The sequence below is a fragment of the Carnobacterium sp. genome (assembly GCF_040274425.1).
On record NZ_JBEMBC010000130.1, the window covers coordinates 1 to 4,834 of the forward strand.

General features: G+C 36.1%; 4 protein-coding genes. 1 reads left to right on the forward strand and 3 read right to left on the reverse strand.

What is annotated here, in order from left to right; genetic code table 11:
• The coding region (locus ABS911_RS14330; RefSeq protein ID WP_350468121.1) for a hypothetical protein at positions 1 to 382 on the forward strand (382 nt) is incomplete at its 5' end.
• Positions 383 to 653: 271 nt separating this feature from the next.
• On the opposite strand, the gene ABS911_RS14335 is transcribed toward ABS911_RS14330, so the two are convergent.
• The 3 genes from ABS911_RS14335 to ABS911_RS14345 form a co-directional block, all read right to left on the reverse strand.
• Positions 654 to 2,435: an adenine deaminase gene (locus ABS911_RS14335; protein WP_350468122.1), complete on the reverse strand. Its 1,782-nt coding sequence runs from the start codon at positions 2,433 to 2,435 to the stop codon at positions 654 to 656.
• 85 nt (positions 2,436 to 2,520) lie between these two features.
• Positions 2,521 to 3,846, reverse strand: a complete 1,326-nt coding sequence (locus ABS911_RS14340; protein ID WP_350468123.1) for an NCS2 family permease — start codon at positions 3,844 to 3,846, stop codon at positions 2,521 to 2,523.
• Between the two features lie 333 nt (positions 3,847 to 4,179).
• The coding region (locus ABS911_RS14345) for a YtxH domain-containing protein (RefSeq protein ID WP_350468124.1) at positions 4,180 to 4,834 on the reverse strand (655 nt) is incomplete at its 5' end.

Genomic DNA, 4,834 nt, shown 5'->3' on the forward strand with positions numbered 1-4,834 from the left:
CTTGGATATCCAGCTTGTTACTGCAAGTGGTTCAGAACTTTTTGAGAAATTAAATAACCTTTCGCAAGAAGATGCCATTGTCCTTTTTGGGTTCGGTTCTGTCCCTAGAGAAATCAAACTGGTAGAAGACTATGGAAAAAAAATCAAAGTTCCTATTCTGTCTTTTGCAGATAGGCATTATAACTCTACTTCTGAAGAAGGTGTTACAACCTTTTTTGTAGCACGAGGCCTACCCGATGACTACCATTCCATGACTTCGGTCGTAGCCCTGATCGATACATTGATCGTTGAAATGGCGAAACAAATGCCTGAAGAAAGAAAACAACATCTTGAAAATTTATTTTCACTTAAAGAGTCCTACAAGCATAATGTTCCAAGATAACAGTTGCGGATGAATCTAATCAATCATTATTAATTTACATCCTGCCATCGTTTACTGGGAATTCCACTGCAGATTTGAAAATAGGAATTCTCTTATCGCCTACTAAGTTTTGTCTAAGTTTACTTATTTTATTGCAGAAAAAGAGAACTGCCATAAGGCAATTCTCTTTTTCTAAAGTATATTGTAGAATCAATAAAAAATGCTCTCTACTAGGTAGAATTCAATGCATTAACTAATCAACTGCCTAAAGGTACTTCAACTGTTTTTACCTTTATTTACTAGGAAATATCGGTATCAGTGTCGTATTCATCACGTCGACCAATCCTAAGTCACTGTATTTATATTCTGGAATAACCGTGAGGCCCAATGTTACGATTCTTAATAAAGGATTTTTTGTATTTAAACCGACAGATCTTAAAACATCTTTCATTTCTTCGGCTCTCTTAGCAGTATCAAAACAATTTAAATCACTCATTAAACCAAATACCGGCAATTTCAACGTATCAAGCAGAGTATTCTGATTGGCACAGCTGATTCCTCCTCCACTTTCTGCTAAGTGATCGTATACTTTTTTAGCTCCTTCAGCAAATCGATACACGATCATAAGATTATGATGATCGTGGGCCACTGTACTACCAACAGCCCCTTCAATATTTCCAAAATTACGAACTAGTCCGACTGTCTTATTTTCTGTACCATATCGGTTGGCTGTCATAACAAAAGCAAGTTCAGGATCATGACTGATATCTAGATAACCATTCTTAACTGGAATATCTTCTACTTGCAAAGTTGTAACAGAAGCATCCAAGCTAAGGTAGGTTGGAATATTGACTTTAATGGTCCCATCCATTTGATGATTTGGTGCCTTGATCAAAAATTCTTCGATAGCTAATGGTGGTACATTTACTGTATTCATTTTTTCAATTTCAAATGAGTGACGTTCAATTTTCCCAACCATTCTACCATTTTCTGCAACTAATTTCCCTTCAAAATAAACTTGATCAGGTTCTAGTGAATCTAAGTTTGAAAACAATTGAAAATCAGCTACATATCCTGGTGCAACAGCACCTAAGTTAATAATACCGACTTGCTCTGCCACTCTTAAACTTGCGGCTTTAATGGCTTCTATCGTTTCCATTCCATTTTGAATTAAAGTTCTGACTACATGGTTGACGTGACCTACGTGCAGCAAGTCTGATGATTCGACGTCATCTGTACAAACCGTCAACCGGTCTTTCCATGGTAAGTCTTTTACATCTTCCCATATTTGCTCGACATTGTGTGACATCGAAGATTCTCTAGCATCTACATACATACCTGCTCGCAGTTTTGCTTTCGCTTCATTGGGGTTTCTTGTTTCATGATCCGTTGTAGGTCCTCCAATCAGGTATGCACTAAGTTCTCTTCCCTGCCCTCCTGGAATATGTCCTTGTATATACAGTCCATTCTTCTCAGCAACTTCGATGATATCCATCATTCTATCTGCACCATTTTCTACTCCTTTAAAATCCATGACCTCTGCTAACCCAATAACATTTTTTAATTGAGCTAAACGTTCTACTATTACAGCATCAAAAGCTGCTCCTGACTCTTCCAATCCTGGAACGGCAGGAATACAAGATGGAATATTGATGTATTGTCTCATAGGAAGGTCTAATCCAGCGTCATGCATATATTTTATCGCTTCTTCTCCAACGACATTTGCCACTTCGTGAGGATCTGTTACTACCGTTGTTGTGCCATGTGGAATAACCGCTTCAGCAAAATTACGTGGTGTTAGCATCGTGCTTTCTACATGCATATGAGCATCGATAAAGCCAGGAACAATATAGGCTTCTTTTGCATCAATAACTTTTTTTGCCTTGTCTTGCCCAGTACCTAAGGCATTGTCTTCCACATGAACAATAACACCTTTATGAATAAAAACATCCGCTGGATAGGTCTCTCCTGTAAATAAATTCATATAAGTTGTGTTGATTATTGCTAGATCACACTTTATTTCTCCTAAAGCTGCTTTCAATAATTCTCTTTTATTCGTTAACTCGATTCTCATAGTATCCTCCTACTTGGTATTCAATTAAATAAAAGCATAGCAAAACTTCTACTATGCTTTAACTGTGAATTGTAGATTATTTTTATTATTGAAATATAAAATACATAATCAATGGAATACTTAAAAGATACATTCCAAAATGCACTTTATGTTCTGTTTTAGTAAACGTTTTGATTGCCACATCTGCCAGAATACCGGCACTTATACCTGTAGCCATTCCAGCTGTGAAGATTGTAAAGATAATCATTATAAACGGTCCAAAAGACTCAACAAAATTTGAAAAATCAATTTTAGATATAGCTGAAATCATACTAAACCCAACAAAGATCAGAGCAGGGCTTGTCGCTGCATCAGGTATCATTAAAAAGATTGGAGCAAACAGCATTGAAGCGAAAAATAATAGTGATGTTGTCAACGAAGTCAATCCCGTTCTTCCACCTGCTTCTACTCCAGAAGAAGATTCTACGAAGGTCGTAATAGTTGTACATCCGAATACTGACCCTATAACCGTTCCAAAAGCATCTACTATAAACGGTTTTTGGATATCAGGGTAATCACCATTCTCATCTAATAGATCTGCTTTTTGAGCTACTCCAAGTACCGTGCCTAATGTAGAGAAAAAATCTCCGAAGAATGCAATAAAGATAAGAACAAGCGTGTTTCCAGATATCAATCCCTTGAAGTCATAAGAAAACATGACACTTTTCAACCCTGAAACATCAGGCAATTCAGCAACCGAACCTGGTAATGCAGTAATTCCGAAAGGTATACTTATTATCGTGATTGCGATGATCCCAATCAATAATGCGCCGGTTACTTTATACGCACTTAAAATTGCAATAATCAAAATTCCTAATATTGTTAAGAAAACGGCTGAATCCGACAAATTTCCTAACCTAATACCCTCTGAAAAATCTCCAAGTCCAGAGTTCTTAAATCCTAAGTAAACAATATAAAAACCGATGACGACCGAAATGGATGTCTTAATATTTGTCGGTATTAATCGCACGATCAAATCTCTAATACCGAACAATGACAAAACTACAAAAATCATCCCACTAATTAAGGTAATGGCCATAACATTCCCAAACGATAACGTTTCTGAACGAAGCAATCCACTGAACAAGAAGTTTGTTCCCATACCAGTCGATAAGGCAAATGGTACATTTGCGTACAGTGCCATGATTAATGTAATCAAACCAGAAATAAGTGCGGTCATAATTAAAATTGAAGCTTTAGAAATAACTAAACCATTGATATCTGTAAATGACTGCTCAGGACCGAACCCGACCATTGCACTAGGTTGAACAACTAGCACATAAGCCATTGTCATGAAAGTGGTCAAACCAGCCAGCATTTCTTTTCGTACAGTAGTATTTTTATTACTTAAATCAAAAAACTTTTGAATCATCAACAATACAACTCCTTAATCTATATACGAACAATTTTATTAATACAAGTTTAATTATACGACTTTAACACGATTATTACAATAATTTATCTAAAGAAACTAATTTCAGAAGCATTTTACAAATATAAATATCTCTAAGAACTTCCAATATATATAAGTATTTCAATTGAGAAATCACAAAAAAGACACCTTCCAATTAGCGGAAAGCGCCTTGAACCTTATGCTGTAACGGTCTATCTTTTATTGTTTTTTTATACTAAGAGTTTTCTAAAAAAGAACCACCCTTCTTTGTCATCATCATATGACAGAAAAGGGTGGTCTATTTTGATTTAATTATTTTTCTTCTTCTACTAATTCTTTTTCAGAATCATAGCCTAGATCATCTAATGTTTCATCCAATTTATCAGCTGGAATAGTTTGATCTTCAGTTGGTTCCGCCGGCGTACCATGAACATTTCCATGCGCTGATTCTGGTTCATCGGAAGGAGCACCTTTATGTTCTATATCCGTCTTCTCCATGTGGTTCTCTTTCATGTCTTGAGCTTTTTCTACGCCCTTTTCTTTCCATTCTTTCCCTTTTTCCATGCCAGTGTCTTTTGCATCAGTGATTTTACCTTTTATATCTGTTCGTAATTCTTTCCCAGATTTAGGTGCAAACAATAATCCAGCTAACGCGCCTGCTATCGGTAAAACAATTAATTTTGCTAATTCCATTCGTTTTACTTTCTGTGGCATTGCTTTAGCAGCTCCCATAGCCAACTTCTTATCTGCCTTCATCTTCGCTTTAGCTAACTGATGTGTCGATGGAAGATAATCTTTGGCCATGTCAAATGCGTCATGTGCATGATCTTTACCCATATTGATTAATTTTGATTTTTTCATTTTATTCGTGCTCCTTTCAATTTTTGTTCTTCTATTTTGCCATCTGCCTACCGTATAGATATCTCTATAAACATCATATAACACAAAAGGCATTGTCCAAAACAAA

Excerpts from the sequence above, each read along its gene's own strand:
- ABS911_RS14335 (WP_350468122.1), bottom strand. The coding sequence starts at position 2,435 with ATGAGAATCGAGTTAACGAATAAAAGAGAATTATTGAAAGCAGCTTTA.
- ABS911_RS14340 (WP_350468123.1), bottom strand. The coding sequence starts at position 3,846 with ATGATTCAAAAGTTTTTTGATTTAAGTAATAAAAATACTACTGTACGA.